Consider the following 22,272-nt stretch of genomic DNA (forward strand, 5'->3'; position numbering starts at 1 on the left):
CCCCCCCCGCGCGGGGTCAGGCGATGATCGCGATCTCCGACCCGGCCCAGGCGACCGGGTTCAGGAAGTCCGTCACGATCTGGCGGGCGCCGTCGCCGGTGCCGTCGGCATCCCACCAGAGGCGGTTGGCATCGGTCTCGAAGACGAACTGGCCGAAGGCGCCGCTCGCCTGGCCGGTCGTGTTCTCGACGTAGCGGCCGCTGGCCACCACATCCATCCCGGCCACCAGGCCACCCCCGAAGCCGGCGGCGGAGATTTCCACCGTATCGGCCGCGGTGAAGTCCTCGATCCGGTCACCGGCCTCGACGGCCAGGTTGAAACGGAAGATGTCGGCGCCCGTGCCGCCCAGCAGGCGGTCGCGCCCGGCGCCGCCTTCCAGCGTATCGTCGCCGCCCATGCCGCGCAGCACGTCGTTGCTGCCCATGCCCAGCAGCACATCGCCGCCGGCGGAGCCGGTCATGCGGTTGCTGCCCGCGCTGCCCGTGCCGGTCAGGCCGGCGGCGGTCAGCACCAGGTCCTCGACAGTCTCCGACAGGGTGAAGGACACGGAGGCCAGGACGCGGTCGGCGCCCTGGCCGGCCAGTTCCACCACCACGTCGCCGGCATCATCCACCAGGAAGGTGTCGTCGCCGAAGCCGCCCAGCATGCTGTCGGCGCCGAGGCCGCCATTCAGCGTGTCGTTGCCCTCGCCACCCAGCAGCGTATCCGCGCCGGCACCGCCGAGCACCGCATCGTCGCCGCCCGCGCCATCCAGCACATCATTGCCGCCAAGGCCGAGCACCACGTCATTGGCGCTGGTCGCCACGATGCTGTCGTCCTGGCCGGTGCCGACCGCCTCAAAGACCAGCATGTCGCGGCGGCCGTCATGCTCCACCGCCGCTTCAGTGGTGGTCTCGCCGCCGCTGGTGCGGGTGAAGCTCGGCGCGGCGAATTCCTCCGGCGCCTCGACCAGCGAGGTCACCTTCACATCGTCGAAGGCGAGGCCGGCATTGCCCCAGGAATACAGCCCCACCGTGCCCTGCATCAGCGACCGGTCCTCGACCGCATAGGCGAAGATCTCCTCGCCATCGATGAAGGCGCTCATCTTCTGGTCGATGATCTCGAAGCGCAGGTGGAAGGTCTCGCCCGGCGTGTAGCGCTGCGGCACCTGGGCCAGGATCTCCTCCACCCCGTCGCGCATGCGGATCAGGTTGAACAGCGGGCCGGCGCCGTTGCTCGGGTTGCGGTCATAGGTGCCGTCCGCATCCAGCTCCAGCTTGTAGTAGTTCTTGGCGTCCTTGTAGTGGATCAGGAAGCCGAGCCCGTCATTGTCCGGCGTGACGATACTGGCCTCGATGGCGTAGTCGGTCCATTCGGACGCGCCCTCGCCCTGGTACAGCGCGTAGGTGCCGAGCCGCAGCACGTTCACGCCATCGCCCAGCGGCGACCAGCCATTCAGCCACTTGTCCGGGTTGGATGCGCCATCCCATTCCAGCTGGCGGGACTGCAGGTCCGAACGCTGCACCAGCTTGCCATCCTCGATCGCCCAGTCGGACTGCTTCCCATCCGGGCCGAGGCCGCCCATCTCGCCCTCATCCACGATCACCCAGTCGGTCGGGATATTCGCGCCGGAGAAGCTCTCGCTCACCAGCACCGGGCCTTCCGGCGCGGCCACCGGCGCCTCCGGCTGCAGCGGCGCATAGGCATCGACGGTGATGTTGTCGAATTGCGAGGAGCGCTGGTTGTTGGAGTAGAGGCCGACCGTGCCGCCGGTGAGCGGCGTGGCATCCACCACCTCGCCGCCGAACAGCAGCTGGCCGTCCAGCATCGCGGTGATGCGGCCATCCTGGATGCCGACCGCGAGTTCCTGGTCCACGTTGAAGCGCGTGCCGCCGGTCTCCGTCGCCAGCACCGTCTCCACGCCTTCCGCCACGCGGATCAGGCTGCGCGTGTTGGTCTCGCCATCCAGCACCAGGCGGTAGTGGTTGTCCGCGTCCTGCCAGTAGAAGACCAGGCCGATGCCGTCATTGTCGGTGGAGCGGATGGTCGCCGCCAGGGTGTAGTCCTTCCAGCCCAGCGCGGCCTCCGCCTTCCACAGCAGCACGTTGTCGGCGCTGTCGGACATCTCGAAGACCCGGCCTTCCGGCGCCGGGTCGCCGGCCTGCGGCGTGCCGGGCGCGAAGACCGTGCCCTTCAGCAGGAAGTTGCTGGCGGTCTCGCCCGTCTGGCCGAAGCTCAGCGTCGCCGGGCCGAAGCTCGGCGCCAGCGTCGGCTCGTTGAAGTCGAACTGCGCGGAGAGCGCCGTCGGCGCGGTGGCCTCGATGCCGCCGGCCTTGGCGCCGCCGAGCGCCGTCATCTCGGCGTCCGTATAGACCTTCTCGGTGACCAGCACGGAGGAGACGTAGAGGTTGGAGGTCTCGCCATCCTCATCCGTGAACAGGCTGGCGCCGGCGCCGACATCGAGGCTGAAGCGCGCGGCGGAGACGGTCTGCTCGCCGACCTTCACGCCCTCGATGTACTTGCTCATCAGCAGCGTGTCAGCGCCGTTCGGCGTGAAGGTGAAGCCAACGCGCTGCCAGGTGTCGTAGGCGAAGCTGCCCTGGTAGTTGCCGCCGATGCCGATGCCGCCGGTGCCGTCGCCGCCCATGCGGATGAACAGGTCGCCGTCATCCACATTGTTCGGGTTGAGCTGGACCAGCGCGGCCCAGTTGCCCTGGCCGGAGGGCACCAGGATGTCCATGATCAGCGACCAGGTCGGCACAAGCGTGCCGATCTCCTGGCCCAGATTCGGCTGCAGCAGCAGGCCCTGATTCGGCGCCAGCTTGGGGATGTAGCCCACGCTCTCCGCGCCGCCGGGCAGCGCCGCGATGCCGAAGCTCTCCGGCGTGCCCGTCTCGATCAGCGTGGCGGAGGCGCCGGGGCGGTCCCAGCCCTCCATGTTGCCGTCGTTGAAGTTGTCGGTCAGCAGATTGCCCGGTCCGGCAACGAGGACCAGCTTCTCATCCGTGGTGACGCGGCCTTCCGCATCCGTGACGGCCAGCGTGAGGTGGTGGCGACCGGCGCCGAGCTGGATCTCCGCCACCTCGCCGCGCGCGATCGCATTGCCCTCGGCATCGTACCAGATGTGGGAGACGACATTGTCGGCCGGGTCCAGCGTGCGGCTGGCATCGAGCGTGACATTGGCCAGGCCGCGCAGGTTCGGCGCGGAGACGAACAGGTCGTCGCCCGCCTTGGCCTGTGCGCGCAGTTCCGGCGTGCCGACATCGATGTCGGTGAACACCTCCTCATGGCCGCGATACGGGCCGGTCAGGCCGTCGCGGTCCATCTCCTCCTTGGTGCGGTAGCCGTCGAGGTAGTCGTCGAATTCGGTGAAGTAGGTCTCGGTGGAGATGCGGTCATTGTCCGGGTCGATGACGACCAGGCGCATCGCGCCATTGCCGCCGCGGCCGCCGAGGGATTCATCGCCATTTCCGGTGATCTCGCGGGCGATGCCGTTCTGGTAGTTCACCAGGCTTTCGAAGATGGCGTTGCCGTGCTGGCTGTAGCTGACATTGGTCTCCGCGCCATCGCCGAAGATGTGGCCGGAGAAGGTGAAAGTGATGTTCGGATACTTTGCCAGCAGCTCGCGATACACCGTCTCGCCGTCATTGGCGCCTTCCGGGTCGCGGCCGATGCCGTAGTCATAGCCCGCACCCTCGTCATACAGCGGGCCGCCGGCCGGGTCGTGGCGGCTGGCATAGTCGGTGAGCGAGTGGGAAACGAGGATGACGCGGTGGTCGAGATGCGCGTCCAGCACTTCGCCGGCCCAGCGCAACACGTCGTCGCGCGGCCCGAACTCCATCGACAGCACCAGCCACTTCGTGCCGTCCGTCGCGGTGAAGGTGTTGTAGTTGTTCACCGCGCGATCCGGCTCGCGGTCATAGACGCCGCCGAAGGTCCCGGGGTTGGAAGCCGCCTGGCGATCCGGGGAGAAGTAGGTGTCGAGGCCGGAGGTGTGGTCGCTGGCGCTGCCACCGGGACCCTGGTCGTGATTGCCCGGCAGCACGGAGTAGGGGATGATTCCGTCCAGCTGCGACAGCGCCGCATCCACCACCGTCCATTCGGTCGGCAGGTTGTTCTGCGTGATGTCGCCGACATGGGCGACGAAGTTGATGTTGTGGCTGCCCTTGTTGGCGACCAGCCAGCTCGTCATGTCCATGAACATCTGCGGCGTGCCATTGGTCAGGCTCGCGTCGGAATAGTCCTGCGTGTCCGGCAGCACGGCCACGGTATAGGCGTTGGGGCCGGCGACGCGAACGCGGAAATTGTCGTGCGCGACATTGCCCTCGGAATCCGTCGCCGTCAGGCGCAGGTCGGCATGGCCGAGCGCGCCGAGGTCGAGCGTCAGCGTCTCCCCATCCAGCACCGCGCCGGTGACCACGCTGTCATCGTCATTGCCGATGCTGAAGGTGACGTCGTCGCGGTTGAACACCTCGGACAGGTCGATGGTGACGGTGGAGCCAGGGGTCTTCATCACGTCGCTGATGCGGTTCACCACCTGCAGCTCCGGTGCCGGCGGCGGGTCCGTGTCGCCCGGCGCGGCCAGGGTCCCGGCGCCGTAGGTGGCGGCGAAGCTGCCCGCCTCGAAGTCGAACTGCGTGGCGCCGGCGGAGACCGCGGTGGCGGAGATGCCGTCGGCATCCGCCCCGCCCAGGGCCGCCACTTCCTCCGCCGTCAGCGCGCGTTCCGCCACCATGACGGAGGAGATCGCGCCGGCATTCGTCTCGCCATCCTCATCGGCCAGCAGCAGGGCGCCGCCGACATCACTGATGTCCCAGCGCGTGCCGGACAGGGTCTGCGTCCCCACCAACGCGCCGTCGATATACTTGTCCAGCACCAGGCCGCCCGGCGTCGTCTCCGCCGTGACCACCACGCGGTGCCAGGCATTGAAGGTGAAGTCGCCCTCATAGGTGCCGGAGATGCCGATGCCGCCGCCGGCCGGGCTGGTGGCACGGACGAACAGCTCGCCATCGCTGGCATTGGTCGTGTCGGTCTGCAGCAGCGCCGTGAAGGCGCCGGTCGGCGTCGGCAGCAGGATGTCGAGCGCCAGGGTCCATTCGGTCAGCGTGCCATCGGCATCGCCGGCATTCGGCTGCAGCAGCAGCGCCTCATCCACCGTGAAGGCGGAGAATTTCAGCACACCGGATTCGCCACCGGCGAGCGCCGGCAGGCCGAGGCCGGACGATGTTCCAAACTGCACGAAGTCGGACATTCGGAGAGGACCCTGTCTTGGGAGAGGGGCGCACACTCCGGCCGAACCGTGTCACGACTTGTAGCGGTTCTGTTAAGCTCCGGTGTCGAATTGGGCAGCGGTTAATTCGGGAACGGTCGGGCGCCAAGGGCGTTGGCGCCGCACCCCATGTCCATGCCGCCCCATCCCGCCCCGCAACTCGTCATTGCCATCCCGGCCCGCGACGAGGCCACCCAGATCACCTCCTGCCTCGACGCGCTGGCGAGGCAGCAGGGCGTGCAACCGGATTCGATGGCCGTGCTGGTCATGGCCAACAATTGCAGCGACGACACCGCCACCCTGGCCCGCATCCACGCCGAGCGCCTGCCCTACCGGCTGGAGGTGGCGGAATGCACGCTACCGCGAGAGCGCGCCCATGCCGGCGGCGCCCGTCGTGCCGCGATGGAGGCTGGCGCCGCCCTGTTCGGTGCCGCACCTCCGGCCGATGCATTGCTGTTCAGCACGGATGCGGATGGCCGGGCCGAACCCGGCTGGATCGCGGCCAACCTCGCCGCCTTCGCTGCCGGCGCCGATGCGGTGGCCGGCACCTACGCCCCCGACCCCGCCGAGGCCGCCCTGCTGCCCGCACCCCTGCGGCGACGCGAGGCGATGGAAGCCAGCTACGCCACCCTGCTGGAGGAAATGGCCAGCCTGATCGATTCCGACCCGCACGACCCCTGGCCGCGCCACGCCGTGCATTCCGGTGCCTCCATCGCGCTGCGCCTGTCTGCCTACCACGCCGTGGGCGGATTGCCGGAGGTGCCGGTGGGCGAGGATCGCGCGCTGTTCGCGGCGCTGCTGCGGGCCGGGCTGCGGGTGCGGCACTGCCCGTCGGCGCGCGTCATCGTCTCCTGCCGCCTGGAGGGTCGGGCCGTGGGCGGCATGGCCGATACGCTGCGCCAGCGCCTGGCGCAGCCGGATGCGCCCGTGGATGAACGGCTGGAACCCGCCCTGGCCGCGCTGCTGCGGCTGCGCTGCCGGCACGCGCTGCGGCGCCTGCATGGCGGCCGGCCGCGTATCGGCGATCCCGCACGGTTGGCCATTGCACTGGGCCTGCCTGCCGGCAAGCTGGGCGCCATCGCGGCGATGCAGCATTTCTGGCCAGCCTGGGAGGAACTGCAGCGCGTCGCACCGGCGCTGGCCCGACGACCGCTTCGCCTGGTTGACCTGCCTCGCGAGATCGCCCGCATCCACACCCTGCTGCGGCTGTTGCGGATGGGGCGGGCGCTGGTCAGCGCGCGCGCAGCAGGTCCAGCCGGTAGCGATCTGCGCGGCTTCGCCACGTAACGTCGGCGCGGTGCGACAGCGCCGTACAGAACGCCTCCGCCGCCGCATCACCGGTGAGCGGATAATCCGTCTCCCCGGTCCAGTGCACCAGCAGGATGTCAGCCTCCGGCGCCAGGCTCTCGGCCACCCGGAGCGCCAGCCGGGCGAGGTCATCCTGGTCCAGATAGTACAGAACCTCAGAAAACAGCATCAGGTCGAAGGTCGCTTCCGGCCAATCCGCCGGCAGAACCGCCTGGCGCAGCGAAACCTGTGGCAGCGCCGCGCAGCGGGCGCGGGCGGTATGCAGCGGCGCCGCCGCCGCATCCACCGCCAGCAGCGCGCCACAGCGTGGCGCGAGCGCGGCGGTCAGCACCCCGATGGAACAGCCGGCCTCGAAGGCGCTGGCGTAGCGGGGGCGAGGCAGGGCGGCGAGGGTGGCGGCGTATTTGTCACGCTCATAATCGCTCTCGGCAAAGCGCCACGGGTCAGGATCGGCCTGGTACAACGCCTCAAAGTAATCGGGCGGCAGGCTGGCCCTGGTCATGCCGGCTCCTCCAGGAACAGCTCCGCCGGCCGGCAGGCGAGGTCCAGCAGGGCCTGCGGCAGCACGAAGCCTCCAGGATCATCCCGGATCACCTGGCCCAACTGGGACCGGTGGGCCGCGATCGCCCGGCGCTTCGCCGGGAGCCAGGACGAGACATCCAGCCGATACCCCCGTGGCGGTGCCGGCAGCTCGGGCGGCGCGGGCAGCGGGAAGCCCGGCACCGGATGCGCATGCGCCAGCCCCCAGACCGGATAGGCGAAAAGCCGCGTTCCCGGCGCCAGGCATTGCCGCAGCGCCGAGGCCAGGACGAAACTGGCGGCATGATCGGCGTGGGGGTCGTGCCGCCAGGCGGCGAAGACGGTGCAATCCGCCGGTGCCAGCGCCACCAGCCGCGCCAGCGCGGCCTCGAAAGCCGGGCCTTCGCGGGGCACGCTGCGATCGGGAAGCCCCAGGAAATGCAGATCGCGCGCCGCATCCAGCCCCAGCGCGGCGACTGCATCCCGCGTCTCCGCCTGGCGCAACTCGGCCAGGCGCGCGGGCGGCCAGGCGCGGGAGCCGGGGTGAGACCCGGCGCCGTCGCTGACCACGACCACCGTCACGCGTCGCCGGGCCGCCGCGCAGGCGGCCAGCAGCCCGCCGCAGCCCAGGCTTTCATCATCGGGATGCGGCGCCAGCACCAGCGCCGCGCCATCCGGGCCCATCAGCGCTGTCAGGCCCGTGCCATGTGGCAGGTCGCGCTCCGCCGCGCGCAGCCAGGTCGCGGCCGGTATCAGCCCCACAGGTCGCCCGGCTCCGCTGCCGCCTCCAGCACATGCGCCGCCGCCCCGACCAGCGCACGGTCGGGTGCCGGCTGGCGCAGATAGGTGGCGAGGTCGCGGGCGACGCGCTCGATGGGGTTGGGGCGCATGAAGGCCTGCAGGCCGATGGAGCGCTGAGCCAGTTCCAATACATCCAGCGCCGCCCGCTCCACCGCCAGCCGCGCCAGGTTCACATAGGCCACCGTATCCGCCGGCGGTGCCGCCGCTTCCGCGCGCTCGGCCGCGGAGTGCACCCAGAGTCGCGCCGTCTCGGCGGCCATCGCGGCCTGGCCGAGCCGCGCCGCCTGATGCGGGTCGCCGCCGCGGCCGGTGTGGCTGAGATGCGCCCGCAGCAGGCCCAGCACCGCCTCCACCCCACCGCATTGCACGGCGGCGAAGCGCCAGGCCCCGCCGGAGAAATCCGGCTGCCGCAGATAGTCGCCGGGCTGGCCGATCGGCACCGCCCGCAGCCCGGTGAAGTCCACGGCGCCGGTGGCGGAGGCGCGCATGCCCTGCGCGGTCCAGGGCGAAAGATCCGCCCGCCCCCCCGGCGCCAGATCCACCAGCAGCATCTGCGGCGGGTCCTGCGGGTCATCCCGGGCGGTTACCAGGGCACGATCCACCCGGCCGGCACCGGAGCACAACACCTTGCGCCCGCGCAGCACGCCTTCGCTCCAGGCCAGGGGCGCTTCGCCGAAGCCATCGGTGTTCCAGACGCCGAAGAGCCGTCCCTGCCGCGCATCCCGCGCGGCCGCTTCGGCCTGCGCGCGGTCGCCATGGCACAGCACCAGGCGCAGCGCGTTCACATGCCCCTCGAACAGCCGACCGAGCGGCAGGCTGGCCCGGCCGACCAGGCGCAGCGCCGCGGCGAGCGGCATCGCACCTTCCGGCGAGGTGCCAAGCCCCAGGCCGCCGAAGGCCGCGGGCAACGGCGCCATGAGCAGCCCGATCCTGTGCAGCGTCGCGACACCGGCCTCCGGGAAGGCGCCGTCGGTATCGAGTGTCGCAGCCTCCGCCGCGATGCCCGGCGCCGCATCCCGCAGCCCGGCGAGCAGCGCCGCCACGGGGTCGCGGGGCGCCGGGTCCGGCAGGCGGTGCAGACTTCTCATATGGCAGCGCGGCGGCGCATCGCGGTTCCCTTCGTCCCGGCGCCCCGCGGAATACGGCGAGCCGGGTCGGTAACGGCCGGGGCCGCGAAAGGATGCAGCGACGGTTCAGGCGGCCAGGGATACCGCCTGCCGCGCCTCCGCCAGGATGCCGAAGGACCGCAGCCGCGCCGCGTGGTCATGCACCTGCGCCGTCACCATCAGCTCATCAGCGCCGGTCCGCGCGACGAAATCCGCCAGGCCCTGGCGCACCGTCTCCGGCCCGCCGACGATCGAGCAGGACAGCGCATTGTCCAGCATCGCCTGCGCCCGCGGGTCCAGCCGCTCCGCGAAGCCCTCCACCGGGGCGGGCAGCTTACCGGCGCGGCCGGTCCGCAGGTTCACGAAGGCCTGCTGCAGGGAGGAGTACAGGAAGCGCGCCTCCGCATCCGTCGGCGCCGCCACCACATTGACGCCGAGCATCACATGCGGCGCCGCCAGCCGGGCGGAGGGACGGAAGCGGGCCCGGTAGATCTCCACCGCATCCCGCATCTGCGCCGGCGCGAAATGCGAGGCGAAGGCATAGGGCAGCCCGAGCATGGCAGCCAGCTGCGCGCCGAAGGTCGAGGAGCCGAGGATCCAGGCCTCCACCGCCAGCCCGGCGCCGGGCACGGCCTGCACCGCCTGGCCGGGCTGGGCGGGCTCGAAATAGGCCAGCAGCTCCATCACGTCGCGCGGGAAGTCATCGACATCCGCATGCAGGTTGCGGCGCAGCGCCTGGGCGGCGTGGCCATCCGTGCCCGGGGCGCGGCCGAGGCCGAGGTCGATGCGGCCGGGATGCAGCGCGGCCAGCGTGCCGAACTGCTCCGCCACCACCAGCGGCGCATGGTTCGGCAACATCACGCCGCCGGCGCCGATGCGGATGCGGCTGGTGCCATGGGCGACATGCGCCAGCGCCACCGCCGTCGCCGCGCTGGCGATGCCTGGCATGTTGTGATGCTCCGCCATCCAGAAGCGGTTGTAGCCAAGCTGTTCCGCATGCCGCGCCAGGTCGGCGGAGTTGCGGAGCGCCTGCCCGGCATCGCTGCCTTCGGGGATGGGCGAGAGGTCGAGGACGGATAGGGTGATCATGTGCCGGATATGGGCATCGGCGCGTGGCGGCAAAACCCTGGCGCGCGAGGATGTGCCATGCGCGTGGAGGATTGATGCCGGGACCGCTGATCGTATTGCAGACGTTGGGCACGCGCGGCGATGTGCAGCCCTTCCTGGCGCTCGGCAGCGGATTGCGAAAGGCGGGTTTCGCCGTGCGCCTGGCCACCGCGCCTCGTTTCCAGGCGGCGGTGGAGGCGGAGGGCGTGGCCTTCGCGCCGCTGCCGGGGGAGATGCTGGAGCTGATCGACACACCGCAGGGCCAAGCGGCGATCTCCGGCCGCCACCGGCTGCTGGCGACGCTACGCCTGGTGCGCGGGCGTGGGCCGATGTTCCGACGGTTGCTGGAGGCGCAGTGGCAGGCGGCCCAGGGCGCGGCGCTGCTGGTCTGCCACCCGAAGGCGCTGGGCGGGGCGCATATCGCGGAACGGCTCGGCATACCGGCCTTCGTCGCGCTGCCGCTGCCGGCCCTGGCGCCGACCGCCGCCTTCCCCTCCCCGCTGCTGCCCTTCGCCGATCTGGGACCGCTGAACCGGGCGAGCCATGCCCTGATGCTGCGCGCCGCGGAGCGGATCGCGCGCGCGCCGCTGCGGGCATGGCGAGCGCAGGCGCTGGGCCTGCCGCCGGCCGGGCGCGGCGCGCCGCCCGCCGGGCGTCTGCATGCCTACAGCCCGGCGCTGCTGCCGCGCCCGGCCGATTGGGATGCAGGCACCCATGTGACAGGCGCCTGGACGCTGCCTGTGCCGAAGGACTGGACCCCGCCCCCCGAACTCACCGCCTTCCTGGCCGCCGGGCCACCACCGGTGCATGTCGGCTTCGGCAGCCTGCCGACGGAGGATGCGGCGCGGATGGGCAGCCTGGTGGCGGAGGCGCTGGCGCTCGCCGGGCAACGCGGCGTGATCGCGACCGGCTGGGGCGGACTGGCGCTGCAGGCACCGAGGCCGGGCATCCTCGTCATCCCGGACGCGCCGCATGGCTGGCTGTTCCCGCGCATGGCCGCGGTTGTGCACCATGGCGGGGCCGGTACCACGGATGCCGGGCTGCGCGCCGGCCGCCCGTCCATCCTATGCCCGTTCTTCGGCGACCAGCCCTTCTGGGGCCGAAGGGTTCAGGCGCTGGGGGCCGGGCCGGCGCCGATTCCGTTCCGCAGACTGACGGCGCCGCGCCTGGCGGCGGCCATCCGGCAGGCGGTCGGCGACCCGGGGATGGGCGCTGCGGCCGGGCGCATCTCGGCGCGCATGGCGGGCGAGGACGGGGTGGCCGAAGCCATCCGCATCCTCACCGCGGCCCTGGTCTAGCCGGCGGCGGCGCGCCGGTTGGCGGTGGCGGGCGGCCCCGGCAGGTCGATCTCGATGGCGAGCGTGGACATGTCCCCGCCGCGGTCCAGCGAGACGTTCACCCGGCCCGGATCGATCGCGACGTAGCGCGCCACCACCGCGACGATCTCCATCTGCAGCTTCGGCAGGAAATCCTCCCGCGTCCGCCCGATGCGCTCATGCGCCAGGACGATCTGCAGCCGTTCCTTGGCGTTGCTCGCCGTCGGCGGCTCCGGTTTGCGACTCTTGAAGAGATCAGCGAGCCAGCTCATGCCGCCCTCCCCCCGAACAGACGTGAAAACAGGCCCTTCTTGGCCGGCTCCAGGAAGCGGTGCTCGATCTTGTCGCCGAGGAAGCGGCCCACCGCGTCCTTGTAGGCCTGACCGGCGGCGCTTTCCTGGTCCATGATCACCGGATTGCCGGTGTTGGACGCCTTCAGCACGCTCTCGCTTTCCGGGATCACGCCGAGCAGCGGGATGGCGAGGATCTCGCGGATATCCTCCAGCTTCAGCATCTCGCCCCGCTCGACGCGGGCGGGGTCGTAGCGCGTGACCAGCAGGTGTTCGCGCACCGGGTCCCGCTTTTCCTCGGCCCGCTTCGACTTGGATTGCAGCACGCCCAGGATGCGGTCGCTGTCGCGGACGGAGGAGACTTCGGGGTTCGTCACGATGATCGCCTGGTCGGCGAAGTACAGCGCCAGCAGCGCGCCCTTCTCGATGCCGGCGGGGCTGTCGCAGACGATGAAGTCGTGGTCCTTCGACAATTCGTCGATGATCTTGCCGACGCCTTCCTTGGTCAGCGCGTCCTTGTCCCGGGTCTGGCTGGCCGGCAGGATCGACAGCGTATCGACGCGCTTGTCCTTGATCAGCGCCTGGTTCAGCCGCGCCTCGCCGCTGATGACGTTGACGATGTCGAATACGACGCGCCGCTCGACGCCCATGATCAGGTCGAGGTTGCGCAGCCCGACGTCGAAATCGATGACCACGGTCTTCTTGCCACGCTGCGCCAGGCCGGTGGCGATGGCTGCGGACGATGTCGTCTTGCCGACCCCCCCCTTGCCCGAAGTGACGACGATGATTTCCGCCATGCTGACCCCCTCAACCGCGGCCCCGCGGGGCACGCCGCAACCATTTCCGAATGACCTCGGCGGCGTCAGCCGCCAGGGAACAAAGCCCGGTCGGCTTTCAGCCGACGGGGTCGAACCGCATATGCTCGCCGACCAGCCGCGCCTGCACGGTCTTGCCGATCGGTGCCTCCCCCAACCCTTCCCGCACCGCGTAGTAGCCGGCGATGGAGACGAGCTCGGGGTCGAAATTCAGCGCGAAGACGCGCGCCTCCGCATTGTCCTGGCCACCCGCGATGGCGCGGCCGAGCAGCCGGCCATAGACGTGGATGTTGCCATCCGCGATCACCTCCGCACCGCGATTGACGGTGCCGACGATGATCAGGTCGGTGCCCTGCGCCCAGATGCGCTGGCCGGCGCGGACCGGCTGGTCCACCACCATGGCGGCGCGGAGTGCCGGGGCCTCGGCCGGCGGTGCCGGGTGGGGCGCGGCGACGGGCGGCGGCGGGGGCATCGGCGCGCCGGGGGGTGCCATCGGCAGATCCTCCTCCCGCGCGCCGCCGGCCTGGCGCAGCGGCGGCAGGCCGGCGCCTTGCGCTGCGATCCGCATCTCATGCGTGCCGCCGGTGGTGCCGATCGGCACGATCTCGATGGCGCGCAGCCCCTGCACCAGGGCGGCGAAATCCACCTCCTCCGGCCGCGCGGGGATGTCGTCCAGCCCGATCACAACGGGGGCGAAGCGCAGGAAGCCGGGCGCGCGGCGGAACTGGTCGCCCAGCGCCGGCACCAGGGCCTCCACCCGATGGTCCAGCAGCCGCATCACCAGCAGGTTGAAATTCGCCCCCCGCAGGCGGAAGGGCTCGAGGCGCGGGGTGGCGGAAGACTGGGGCGCGGCGGACATCGCGAGGGGGGGTTTCCCGGGCCGGAGGGGTCGAGGATGGAATCTGGGGGACGGCGTGATCCTGCTCTATACCGGCCCGGCCACGGGGAGCGAAGCCTTCTCACGCAGGCATGACACTTTGCAGGCGCTTGGCGCCTGCTTTTATCATGCCGCGTGAGGCCCGAATCGAGGCAGGGTCAGCCGCGCAGGCCAAGGTCGCGCACCAGCCCGCCCCATTTCGCCACCTCCGCGGACAGATGCCGCGCCGCCGCCTCGGGGGAATTATCCTCATAGGCGTCCACGCCGGCATCGTTCAGGCGCTTCAAGGTGCCGGGGTCCTTCAGCGCGGCGGCGGCGGCATCGGCGATCGCGCGGATCGGCGCCGCCGGGGTGCCGGCCGGGGCATAGATAGCCTGCCAGGCGGCGGCATCGTAGCCGGGCACCCCGGCCTCCGCGATGGTCGGCAGGGCGGGCAGCAGGGTGGACCGCACGGAACTGGTCACCGCCAGGCCGCGGACGCGGTTATCCGCCATCAGCGGCGCCAGCAGGGTCTGGCTGTCGATCATGAAGTCGATTCGCCCGGCCGTCAGATCCGCCACCGCCGCCGGCGTGCCGCGATAGGGCACCACGGTGAAGGCCACACCCGCCATCTTCCGCAGCAGCTCCGCCGCGAGGTGGGAGGAGGCGCCGATGCCGGCGGTACCGAAATTCGCCTCGCCGTTGCGCGACTTCAGCCAGGCGATGAAGCCGGCCAGGTCCGTCACCGGGATGGCGGGATGCACCGCCGCCACGAAGGGCTGCCGGGTGACCAGCGAAACCGGCGCGAAGCTCGCCACCGGATCGTACTGGAAGCTGGCATAGAGTGCCTTCATGGCCGCATGGCCGACGCTGCCGACCATGATGGAATTGCCGTCCGGTGCCGAGCGGGCGAGGTTCGAGGCGCCGATGGTGCTGCCGGCACCGCCGATGTTCTCGATCACCATCGGCCGGGCCAGGGTCTGCGACATGTGCTCCGCCAGGATGCGTGCCACCACATCGGTCAGCCCGCCGGCGCCGAAGGGCACCACCACCCGCAGCGGCCGCGACTGCGCCCGCGCGAGGGAGGGCAGGACCGCCGGGGCGGCGAGGATGGCGAGCAGGTGGCGGCGGGATAGCGGCATGGCCGGGGTGGTCCCTTCTCTCGGATGCGCGGGTGTTGTCACATGCCCACCGAAGCGGGAGACGGGCGTGACCACGATTACCTTGCAAGAGCCGTTCCGGGCGCTGTTCTACAGCCCCTTCTATGCCGCGCTGGCACGCGGGGATTTCGCCGCCCAGGGGGTGGCCGTGAAGCTCATCACGGTGGGGGAGCCGGACCGCGCCGTGGCCAATCTGCTGTCCGGTGCGGCGGATCTCGCCTGGTCGGGGCCGATGCGGGTGATCCGCGACCACGCCGCGAATCCCGACAGCCCGCTGGTCAGCTTCGCCGGGGTTGTGATGCGCGACCCCTTCCTGCTGGTCGGTGCCGGGCCACAGCCTGGATTCAAGTTGCACGATCTGGCAGCATTCCGCCTTGGCGTGGTCAGCGAGGTGCCGACGCCCTGGTGGTGCCTGCAACAGGATCTGCTCGGCCTGGGGCTGGATCCGGCCGCGATGAAGGTCACTGCCGGCCGGAGCATGGCGGAGAATGCGGCGGCGCTGCGGGATGGCACGCTGGATGTGGCGCAGCTTTTCGAGCCCTTCGCCAGCCAGGCGGTCGCCGCCGGCGGCGCGGTGTGGCACGCCCAGGCCAGCCGTGGCCCCACCTCCTACACCGCCTTCTACGCGACGCGCGCCGCGCTGGTGGCGAAGCGGCCCGCGATGCTGGGCCTGGTGCGCGGGCTGGCCGCGATGCAACGCTGGCTGCACGCGGCGCCGGTGGCGGAGGTGGCGGCAACCGTGGCGCCGTATTTCGAGGGGCTGGACCGTGCGCTGCTCGAATCCGGTATCGCGCGCTACCGCGAGCTCGGCGTCTGGGCGAAGGACCCGGTCTTCCCCGAGGCGGCGTTCGATTCGCTGGAGGGGGCGATGTTCGGCGTCGGCGCGATCCCGCGCCGCCCCGGCTTCGCCGCCTGCGTCGATACGGCGCTGGTGGCGGAGGCGCTGGCATGACGAAGATCCTCCCAGGCCGGGACGATTACCGGTTCTTCCTGGAGATCCCGACCCGCTGGATGGACAACGACATCTACGGGCACGTCAACAATGTGACGTATTATTCCTATTTCGATACGATAGTCGCGCGCTTCCTGTTGGGCAGCGGGGCCATCAACCTGGTGGACAGCCCCGTGATCGGCGTGGTGGTGGAAACGCAATGCCGCTTCCACGCGCCGCTCGCCTTCCCGGACCCGGTGACCGCCGGGCTGAGGGTTGAGCGCCTCGGCAATACCTCGATCCGCTACGGCATCGGCATCTTTCGCGGCGAGGAACGGCAGGTGAGCGCGGAGGGCCATTTCGTGCATGTCTATGTGGACCGCGCGACGCAGCGCCGCCCGACGCCACTGCCTGACGTGCTGCGCCAGGCAGCCTCCGCCATCCTTGCATCCTGATCAGTCTGGACAACCGAAGGTTGCGGCATTTTCGTGCAGACGTTAGCGTCTGGCTTCCATCGTCAAGGATCAGGTGATGCAAGCCGGCAGGCCCCGTTCCGCATGAGCGCCACCGGCCTTCTGCCTGCCTGGCGCTTCGCGCCGCCGCCCCGCATCCAGGCGGAGCCGGCGCTCTCGGTCCATGCCCTGCGCTATGAGGCGGAGGGAAGGCCCGGCGGGCTGCCGGCGATCGCCGGGCTGCGGTTGCAGGCGGTCGGGGTGGCCGGTGCCGAGCAGGGCTTCGACCCGATCACCGGCGTGACCAGCCTGCATGAGCTGCCGCCGGGCCCGCGCCGGATCCTGGTGACGGACCCGCAGCGCCGCTATCTGCCGGCGGCGCTGACGGTGGTCGTCCCCTCCCGCTTCCCGGCCCGGCCGACAGCGCCGCAATCCGGTATCGGCGCGCCGCCGCGGGGCGCCAATGCGCCACAAGCGAGGGCTGGCGCGGCATTGCGGGTTTCGCTTCGCCTGCGCCCCTCGCCGGGCCGCGCCATCCCGGCCGGCATGACGGCGGTGATCGGGCGGCTGCGGGACGCGCGGGGCCGCGGCATCGCCCTCGGGCGGCTCGAATGCGCCACGCTGCTGCATGGCCAGCTTGTGCGGCTGGTCACCTGGTCCGATGCCGATGGCAGCTTCGCGCTGCTGCTGCCCGGGGAGGCGCCGCGCCTGGATGCCCCGCCGCCGGCACCGGTCAGCCGCGGGCTGGAGGTGCGGGTACCGGTGCCGGCGCTGGCGGCGGCGCTGGCCACGGACTTCCTGGCGGCGCTGCCGGATGGGCTGGACGGCATGGATGAAGGCCGCCAGGCGCTGCTGTTCACCCCCTGCCCCGTGCAGCTTCGTGCCGCCGACGGCACGCCTTGCGACCAGCCCGCCGGCCTGCTGCCGATCCGTCCGGGTCGCACCATCCGCTGGGACCTCGTCGCCCCCCATTGACGACACGCCGCCGCAGCACGCATTCCGGACGCTCCCGATCCGGAAGGAACCACACGGCATGGCAACGCTGAGCAGGCTGGCGATCCTCGATGACTTCCAGGGCGTCGCCCGGGAAATGGGTCCGTGGGACAGGCTGCCGCCGGGCCTGCAGATCGAGGTGTTCCAGGATGCGCTGGCCGACCAGGATGCGCTGGTGGCCCGCCTGCTGCCCTTCGACGCCATCCTCGGCATCCGCGAGCGCACCCCCTTCCCGGCCGCGCTGCTGAAGCGCCTGCCGAACCTGAAGCTGCTGATGACCACCGGGGAGCGCAACCGCGCCTTCGACGTGGCCGCCGCCAATGCGCAGGGCGTCACCGTCTGCGGCACGCCGAGCAGCGGCGCGCCCACCGTGGACATCACCTGGGGCCTGATCCTCGGCCTGCTGCGCGACCTGCCGGCGCAGATGGCCAGCCTGCGCGCCGGCACCTGGCAGGCCAAGGGCCAGCCCAACAGCGTCGGCACGGCGGTGGAGGGGCTGACGCTCGGCATCCTCGGCCTCGGCAAGCTCGGCACGCGGGTGGCGAAGGTTGGCCAGGCCTTCGGCATGAAGACCATCGCCTGGAGCCAGAACCTGACGGCCGAGGCGGCGGCGGCCGTCGGCGCGACGCGGGTGGAGAAGGCGGAACTGTTCGCCCAGGCGGATGTGGTGACGCTGCACATGATCCTGTCCGACCGGTCCCGCGGCATCGTGGCCGCGCCGGAACTCGCGGCGATGAAGTCCAGCGCCTACATCGTGAACACCAGCCGCGGCCCGCTGATCGACCAGCCGGCGCTGATCGCGGCGCTGAAGGAAGGGCGCATCGCCGGTGCCGGGCTGGATGTGTTCGACCGCGAGCCGCTGCCGCTGGATCATCCGCTGATGTCCTGTCCGAACACGATGCTGACGCCGCATCTCGGCTATGTCTCGCGGCAGAATTTCGCGGCCTACTTCCAGGGCGCGGTGGAGGCGATCGAGGCCTACCTGGCCGATGCGCCCGTCCGCGTGCTGACGCCGTGACCGCGCTTCCCGGCTTCTGGGCGGCGGCCAGCCAGGCCGAGCGCGACACCGCCTACAACAATGCCGAAGCGGTGGCGGACAGCGCGGCACTGATGGCGGAACGCGATGCGGCGGCGGAGGCTTTCCGGGCCGCGCATCCCGGGCATCTCGACCTGCTCTACGGCGAGGGCGAGCGCGAGGCGTGGGACCTGTTCCCGGGCCGCGACCCGGCGGCGCCCTGCCTGGTCTTCATCCATGGCGGCTACTGGCAGCGCAACCGACGGGAGAATTTCTCCCACCTCGCGGAGGGCGCGCTGGCGATGGGCTGGTCGGTGGCCTTCAACGGCTACACGCTGGCGCCGGCGGCGAGCCTGACGCAGATCGCCTGGCAGGTGCACCGGGCGCTGGACTGGCTTTCGCAGCATGGCGCGCAGCATGGCATCGCGGGGCCGCTGGTCGCCTCCGGCTGGTCCGCCGGCGGGCATCTGACGGCGCTGGCGCTGGAGCATCCGGCGGTGACGGCGGGGCTGGCGATTTCCGGCATCTTCGAACTGGCGCCGATCCGCGACACCTACCTGAACGCGGCGCTGAAGCTCAGCGAGGCCGAGATCGCCGAGCTGTCGCCGATGCGCCGGCCGGTGGTGCACAAGCCGCTCGCCATTGCCTACGGCACCGCGGAGCTGCCGGAACTGGTGCGCCACAGCCGCGACTTCCATGCGTTGCGCAGCGCGGCGCATGCGCCGGGGCCGCTGGTGCCGATTCCGGGCGCCGACCACTTTCGGGTGCTGGAGGCGCTGCGCCAGCCGGGCGGGTCGCTGCTGCGGCTGGCGGAGACGCTGCTGAGCTGACGAGCGGCGACGGAGCGGCCAGCGCCGGTCCATGACGGCGTGCGGTCCCGGAAAGGGACCTGCGCCGTCAGTCCTGGATGATCATGAGGGTCTGTTCTGCGGCTTGTCCGCCTTGGGCTCGCCCAGACGGACCGCCTTCGCCTCCAGCAGCGCCGCCCGCAACAGGTTGAGGAACACCTGCTGCCCCTGGGCCCGGCGCATCAGCCAACGCAGCATGGGCTGGCGTCCCGCCACGCCGCGCTGCGCCTGGCGAAGGTTTCGGATCTGCGGTTTTGCCAACAGCGCCGTCAGCTTCTCACCACTGCCGTCCCTGCGGGATGCCGTCGCCACCTTCAGCTCATCGAGCGACGCCCGCATCTTTCCCATGAAGGATCCGAAGTTCCTGGTCTCGTTCCAGTAGCGGAGGCTTTTCGAGCGCGTCCGCTCGCGATGCAACTGCACCACCGCATCGGGGAGCGAGATCTGCCGCATGTGCCTCGCGCGCATGGCAGGAACGGGAATTGCGGAGAAATAATCCGCCAGCCAGGCCCGGAACTTCGCCGCATTCTGCCTGTGATTGAAACCGCCACTCTGCGATTCGACGACACGGGCGACGGGAACCTCCTCGAGGACAAGCTCTCCTGCTGCGATCCCGGACCGGATAATCGTTTCCGCTAGCGCGCTCCGCGTCAACACGACGCTGTTGCCCATTCCGTCCGACTTGTATTTCGGCAGCCAGGCATCTCCCAGGGAAATGTCAGCCAGTTCCGTCAGGACGTCGGTGCAGAAATCGCAGGCCTTTGCCTTGAAGAGCCCGGTTCCCCACATGTCGCCCACGCGCCGCATCTTGACCTGCCGCAGCCTGGATTCCTCATCCAGCGCAGCAAATGAATAATCTCCGGCCGAGCTTCCGGCATCCTTCACCCGGTATTCGGGGTTAGTATAGGCGCCTTCGATTCCGGCACTCTGCGCCAGAAAATCGGTGTACCAGCGATTCTTGAGGCCGCCGCAGATGATGCCCACAAGGAATGGAATTTTTTCCTTGAGTTCCGGATTGTAATGCTGCTTAAGTCGAATTGCCTTGATGAAACACGCCACGCCGGACACGGCCACGCGGCCTTCGGTCTGCTCGATGACGGAGAACAGCTTCTCCATCGTCACGGGAAAGTAGCGCGTCTTTGAAATCTTCTGGATGTTGTCGGCATTGTCGACGACCTGGTACTGATAGCCACTGCCACCATCGCTGCGCACCACGAACAGGTAGTCGACCTCGCGCTGCTCCAGCACCTTCTTCAACACATAGGTGGCGATGCCGCCCGATGAGGAAGTCGGCCGGAATTCCCTGCTGTAGCCAATATAGGCGTTTTCGAACCGCCCTGCCCTGGCGTCGATGTTCCTGGCGGCGGGCAGGAACATCCTGCCCAGGGCGTCCTCGTCCTCGACCTCCTTTTCCGGTCGCGGATTGAAGGGACAGACCTTGACGGCCTCGGCTGGAACGGTGCCGGAGGTCGCCCGCGGTACCAGGAACCCGTCCTCGCTCCAGGCCATCTTGAGGGTGCCGCGCGATTCGGAAACACAGACGCCGCATCCCGTGCAGAGAACGTTCAGCGGGTGCCTCTGGCTTGGCTCCGCTGCCGTATCGAGCCCAGCCCCTGCCACAGGCGCCGCACCGGCAACCGTGCTCCGCGACGGGGCTGTTCCACGCGTATCACCGTCATCCGACAGCGCCGATTTCAGGAACTGGAGGGAGGCCGTACGCAGCTTTGCCAGCCGCTCGTTCACGATCCGCCAATCGACAGGTCGCGTTATTTTCTCGATATCGACTTCATCAGCCGCGCCAACAAGACGGTCCTCCAACCCGAACATCTTCAGGAGGGAGGTGAACCGCGCCATGCCGCGGCTCGGATTGCCGTAGGCGATGAACGGCTTGTTGAAAAGGATCGAGAAAGCCACGCCGTGAAAGGAATCCGTGACCACGAAGGCAGCGCCATGGAAGGCCGCAAGCCAGCCCTGGACTGATCTGTCGCCCCCGGCCTTTCCCGATGTCGCCTCGCCGCCAACGGGAAGTCCATTGGTGTAATACGCACTTATCGAAAGCCTTCGCGCCAGCGCCTCGGTAACCTGCGCCTTGTCGTCGTTGCCATCCAGAATATAGGTCAGCAGACGATCACCGCCGGAGGGCTGCGGCCTGGCTGAAAACAGACGCGAATATTGCCCGGGCTCCAGCAGCAGCGTCGGATCAAGGACGTGTTGCGCATCCACGCCGAGATGGTCCCGGGCCAGCGCAACGCCGCTGTCTTCCCGGACCGAGACAGCCGCGAACCGCCCGATAAGGCGCCGCGCCTCGGCCGTCTGCCGGCCGTCGAATTCCCAGTTTGGCGCGCCGAAGGACGCCGCGTAGCTGATCCGCCTGGTCCTGTGGTCATCCTCCGGCAGGAAGCCCAGGAAGAAATCGGACAGGATCGACTTCGCGTATTTCGGGCGCCAGACCTGGTCGCTTCCGACGATGATCGCGTCCAGCTCATACCGGCCGATGGTCCGGCGCAGATCGGAGGACGAATCGAAACGCCGCGACAGCGGCGCGACATGCTTTTCAATGAAGGGCGCGTGCAGCGTCGCCTTGCCCATCGCGATCGATTTCGAGATCAGCGGCAGATCCGCATCGGTTTCGGCCGTCGCGGCGGGATCGGCAGCGCCAGGCTGCGGATGCCGGCGGTTCAGCAGCACAGGCTCGTGGCCGAGCTGCCGCAGCACCTGCATCATCGCATAGGCCTGTAGGTTGCCGCCGAAATTGGTGTTCAGCGGCAGGGTCAGGACGCCGACCTTTTTCGAGCCCGGGTGCCGCTCCGCTGCCGTGGCGGCGCCCGCCTGAACCTGCGCCGCGGCTGGTGCCGGCCTGTCCAGATGGCTGTCGATGGCTTCGATAAGCTGGAGCGTCTTGGCTTCCAGCATCCCGAGCGCCGCATCCAGCGCCACGCCGGATGCCAGGTGGTCCTTGCCGCCAGGGCTGGCGGTGACCTGGAAGCGGGATTTATGCGCCCGGCGGACGATGTCGAGCGAAACCAGGCCTTCCGGGGACGGCGTTATGTTGAAACCAAAACGGACATCGCGGTAGGAGAAATCCACAACCGAGCACAGATCGTTATACACCCATTTCCTTGCGACATGCCGGTCGAGTCCACGCGCTGCCAGCACGGGCACGAGTGCATCCGATATGTCCTTGAACATTGCGTACTCCGAAATCGCGAAAGTTACCTACCGGCGCCTCGGCGCTGCCCGCTCTGAGGTGAAGCCCGGCGGCCATGTGGTGATGCCTCCAGCTTCATCTCCGGAGCCCGGAAGGACATGCATGAGAATGCCCGAACAGCGCCGCCCGGTCGATAGCTACGGTTAAGCGGCTTCACATCGACTGGCATTTAGCGCCACTCGCCGGTGCGGGCACACTGTTTGATGTCACCGCTCGCAAACATTGGGGGGAATGCCGTCGGCTGAACGCGGCCGCCGGATGCAGCCGGCCTGGCTGCATCGGCAGATCCGGCTCCGCGC

At 69.9% G+C, this 22,272-nt stretch carries 17 protein-coding genes; 7 read left to right on the top strand and 10 right to left on the bottom strand.

What is annotated here, in order from left to right; translation table 11 throughout:
- Window positions 1-16 precede the first annotated feature (16 nt).
- Complete coding sequence (locus HB662_RS24720; RefSeq protein WP_168053886.1) at window positions 17-5,230, bottom strand: LamG-like jellyroll fold domain-containing protein; 5,214 nt, start codon at window positions 5,228-5,230, stop codon at window positions 17-19.
- 147 nt (window positions 5,231-5,377) lie between these two features.
- Between HB662_RS24720 and HB662_RS24725 the strand changes: the two genes are divergently transcribed.
- Window positions 5,378-6,535: a glycosyltransferase gene (locus HB662_RS24725; RefSeq protein WP_168053888.1), complete on the top strand. Its 1,158-nt coding sequence runs from the start codon at window positions 5,378-5,380 to the stop codon at window positions 6,533-6,535.
- On the opposite strand, the gene HB662_RS24730 is transcribed toward HB662_RS24725, so the two are convergent.
- The 4 genes from HB662_RS24730 to HB662_RS24745 form a co-directional block, all read right to left on the bottom strand.
- Entirely contained in the window at window positions 6,480-7,058 is a 579-nt protein-coding gene (locus HB662_RS24730) for an SAM-dependent methyltransferase (protein WP_168053890.1), read from the bottom strand. The genes HB662_RS24725 and HB662_RS24730 overlap by 56 nt on opposite strands.
- Complete coding sequence (locus HB662_RS24735) at window positions 7,055-7,837, bottom strand: PIG-L deacetylase family protein (RefSeq protein WP_342449580.1); 783 nt, start codon at window positions 7,835-7,837, stop codon at window positions 7,055-7,057. The genes HB662_RS24730 and HB662_RS24735 overlap by 4 nt, the downstream gene beginning before the upstream one ends.
- The gene (locus tag HB662_RS24740; protein ID WP_168053892.1) at window positions 7,828-8,964 is read right to left on the bottom strand and encodes an acyl-CoA dehydrogenase family protein; all 1,137 of its coding nucleotides are present in this window, start codon (window positions 8,962-8,964) and stop codon (window positions 7,828-7,830) included. The genes HB662_RS24735 and HB662_RS24740 overlap by 10 nt, the downstream gene beginning before the upstream one ends.
- 105 nt (window positions 8,965-9,069) lie before the next feature.
- A complete protein-coding gene (locus tag HB662_RS24745; RefSeq protein ID WP_168053894.1) occupies window positions 9,070-10,071 on the bottom strand; it encodes an LLM class flavin-dependent oxidoreductase in 1,002 nt (333 codons plus the stop codon).
- A gap of 74 nt (window positions 10,072-10,145) precedes the next feature.
- On the opposite strand from HB662_RS24745, the gene HB662_RS24750 reads away from it, so the two are divergent.
- On the top strand, window positions 10,146-11,387 hold the full coding sequence (locus HB662_RS24750) for a glycosyltransferase (RefSeq protein WP_168053896.1): 1,242 nt from the start codon (window positions 10,146-10,148) through the stop codon (window positions 11,385-11,387).
- Here the strand turns inward: HB662_RS24750 and minE are convergent.
- The 4 genes from minE to HB662_RS24770 form a co-directional block, all read right to left on the bottom strand.
- Window positions 11,384-11,677 carry a cell division topological specificity factor MinE gene (minE, locus tag HB662_RS24755; RefSeq protein WP_168053898.1) on the bottom strand — a complete coding sequence of 98 codons (294 nt, stop codon included), beginning with the start codon at window positions 11,675-11,677 and terminating at the stop codon, window positions 11,384-11,386. The two genes, HB662_RS24750 and minE, sit on opposite strands and share 4 nt — an antisense overlap.
- On the bottom strand, window positions 11,674-12,492 hold the full coding sequence (gene minD / locus HB662_RS24760) for a septum site-determining protein MinD (protein ID WP_168053900.1): 819 nt from the start codon (window positions 12,490-12,492) through the stop codon (window positions 11,674-11,676). The genes minE and minD overlap by 4 nt, the downstream gene beginning before the upstream one ends.
- A 97-nt stretch (window positions 12,493-12,589) precedes the next feature.
- On the bottom strand, window positions 12,590-13,369 hold the full coding sequence (minC, locus tag HB662_RS24765; protein ID WP_168053902.1) for a septum site-determining protein MinC: 780 nt from the start codon (window positions 13,367-13,369) through the stop codon (window positions 12,590-12,592).
- 176 nt (window positions 13,370-13,545) lie between these two features.
- Window positions 13,546-14,508, bottom strand: coding sequence for a Bug family tripartite tricarboxylate transporter substrate binding protein (locus tag HB662_RS24770; protein ID WP_168053904.1), 963 nt, complete (start codon window positions 14,506-14,508; stop codon window positions 13,546-13,548).
- Between the two features lie 67 nt (window positions 14,509-14,575).
- Here HB662_RS24770 and HB662_RS24775 point away from each other — a divergent pair, with 67 nt between their 5' ends.
- The 5 genes from HB662_RS24775 (at window position 14,576) to HB662_RS24795 (ending at window position 18,747) form a co-directional block, all read left to right on the top strand.
- Window positions 14,576-15,478, top strand: coding sequence for an ABC transporter substrate-binding protein (locus HB662_RS24775; RefSeq protein WP_168053906.1), 903 nt, complete (start codon window positions 14,576-14,578; stop codon window positions 15,476-15,478).
- Complete coding sequence (locus HB662_RS24780) at window positions 15,475-15,912, top strand: acyl-CoA thioesterase (protein WP_168053908.1); 438 nt, start codon at window positions 15,475-15,477, stop codon at window positions 15,910-15,912. The genes HB662_RS24775 and HB662_RS24780 overlap by 4 nt, the downstream gene beginning before the upstream one ends.
- Window positions 15,913-16,014: 102 nt before the next feature.
- Window positions 16,015-16,884: a hypothetical protein gene (locus HB662_RS24785; RefSeq protein ID WP_168053910.1), complete on the top strand. Its 870-nt coding sequence runs from the start codon at window positions 16,015-16,017 to the stop codon at window positions 16,882-16,884.
- Between the two features lie 58 nt (window positions 16,885-16,942).
- Window positions 16,943-17,920 (top strand): D-2-hydroxyacid dehydrogenase family protein, encoded by a 978-nt coding sequence (locus tag HB662_RS24790; protein WP_168053912.1) that lies wholly within the window; start codon window positions 16,943-16,945, stop codon window positions 17,918-17,920.
- A complete protein-coding gene (locus tag HB662_RS24795; RefSeq protein WP_342449581.1) occupies window positions 17,917-18,747 on the top strand; it encodes an alpha/beta hydrolase in 831 nt (276 codons plus the stop codon). Before HB662_RS24790 ends, HB662_RS24795 begins: the two co-directional genes overlap by 4 nt.
- An 81-nt stretch (window positions 18,748-18,828) precedes the next feature.
- Here the strand turns inward: HB662_RS24795 and HB662_RS24800 are convergent, their stop codons facing one another.
- On the bottom strand, window positions 18,829-21,954 hold the full coding sequence (locus HB662_RS24800; RefSeq protein ID WP_168053914.1) for a polysaccharide pyruvyl transferase family protein: 3,126 nt from the start codon (window positions 21,952-21,954) through the stop codon (window positions 18,829-18,831).
- Window positions 21,955-22,272: the final 318 nt, after the last annotated feature.

Source organism: Falsiroseomonas frigidaquae, from assembly GCF_012163145.1.
Lineage (GTDB): Bacteria > Pseudomonadota > Alphaproteobacteria > Acetobacterales > Acetobacteraceae > Falsiroseomonas > Falsiroseomonas frigidaquae.

Coding starts and splice junctions, on each gene's coding strand:
- HB662_RS24720 (WP_168053886.1), bottom strand. CDS start 5,230: ATGTCCGACTTCGTGCAGTTTGGAACATCGTCCGGCCTCGGCCTGCCG.
- HB662_RS24725 (WP_168053888.1), top strand. CDS start 5,378: ATGTCCATGCCGCCCCATCCCGCCCCGCAACTCGTCATTGCCATCCCG.
- HB662_RS24730 (WP_168053890.1), bottom strand. CDS start 7,058: ATGACCAGGGCCAGCCTGCCGCCCGATTACTTTGAGGCGTTGTACCAG.
- HB662_RS24740 (WP_168053892.1), bottom strand. CDS start 8,964: ATGAGAAGTCTGCACCGCCTGCCGGACCCGGCGCCCCGCGACCCCGTG.
- HB662_RS24745 (WP_168053894.1), bottom strand. CDS start 10,071: ATGATCACCCTATCCGTCCTCGACCTCTCGCCCATCCCCGAAGGCAGC.
- HB662_RS24750 (WP_168053896.1), top strand. CDS start 10,146: ATGCCGGGACCGCTGATCGTATTGCAGACGTTGGGCACGCGCGGCGAT.
- minE (WP_168053898.1), bottom strand. CDS start 11,677: ATGAGCTGGCTCGCTGATCTCTTCAAGAGTCGCAAACCGGAGCCGCCG.
- minD (WP_168053900.1), bottom strand. CDS start 12,492: ATGGCGGAAATCATCGTCGTCACTTCGGGCAAGGGGGGGGTCGGCAAG.
- minC (WP_168053902.1), bottom strand. CDS start 13,369: ATGTCCGCCGCGCCCCAGTCTTCCGCCACCCCGCGCCTCGAGCCCTTC.
- HB662_RS24770 (WP_168053904.1), bottom strand. CDS start 14,508: ATGCCGCTATCCCGCCGCCACCTGCTCGCCATCCTCGCCGCCCCGGCG.
- HB662_RS24780 (WP_168053908.1), top strand. CDS start 15,475: ATGACGAAGATCCTCCCAGGCCGGGACGATTACCGGTTCTTCCTGGAG.
- HB662_RS24785 (WP_168053910.1), top strand. CDS start 16,015: ATGAGCGCCACCGGCCTTCTGCCTGCCTGGCGCTTCGCGCCGCCGCCC.
- HB662_RS24790 (WP_168053912.1), top strand. CDS start 16,943: ATGGCAACGCTGAGCAGGCTGGCGATCCTCGATGACTTCCAGGGCGTC.
- HB662_RS24800 (WP_168053914.1), bottom strand. CDS start 21,954: ATGTTCAAGGACATATCGGATGCACTCGTGCCCGTGCTGGCAGCGCGT.